This is a genomic window from Mesorhizobium sp. M7A.F.Ca.US.005.03.1.1 (assembly GCF_003997975.1).
Classification (GTDB): domain Bacteria; phylum Pseudomonadota; class Alphaproteobacteria; order Rhizobiales; family Rhizobiaceae; genus Mesorhizobium; species Mesorhizobium ciceri.
On record NZ_RZRO01000224.1, the window covers coordinates 1 to 576 of the forward strand.

At 65.5% G+C, this 576-nt stretch carries 1 protein-coding gene; it reads left to right on the forward strand.

What is annotated here, in order from left to right; genetic code table 11:
• Positions 1–155 precede the first annotated feature (155 nt).
• Positions 156–576, forward strand: a 421-nt coding sequence (locus EN990_RS35275; protein ID WP_245469247.1) for an FGGY family carbohydrate kinase, incomplete at its 3' end; no start/stop codon positions are given.

Here is a 576-nt window from a genome sequence, read left to right on the forward strand (position 1 = left end):
GAGTAGGGCAGTAGGGCAGTAGGGCAGTAGGGCAGTAGGATTGCTCTGCCGTTCAATGCCCGGGCCCGAGCCAAGCCACCATCCCCCTATTCCCGTACTGCCTTACTGCCTTACTGCCCTACTGCCCTACTGCCCTAAACCGAAGGTTTCCCCCAATGTCCCACTTCCTCGGCATCGACGTCGGCACCGGCAGCGCGCGGGCCGGGGTGTTCGACCACACGGGAAACCTGCTTGCCTCGGCCAAACGGGACATCGAGGTCTGGCGCGAGGCCGGCGACATTGTCGAGCAGTCGAGCAACGACATCTGGCGGGCGGTTTGCGCGGCCACGCGTGAAGCGGTCGCGCAATCGGGCGTGGCGCCCGAGGCGATCGCCGGCATCGGCTTCGACGCCACCTGTTCGCTGGTGGTGCTGGGCGAGGGCGGCGTGCCGCTGCCGGTAAGCAAGTCCGCCAATCCGGAACGCAACATCATCGTCTGGATGGATCATCGCGCGGTCGAGCAGACGCGCCGCATCAATCGCAGTGGCGAGGCGGTGTTGAACTACGTCGGCGGCGTCATCTCGCCGGAGATGGAAA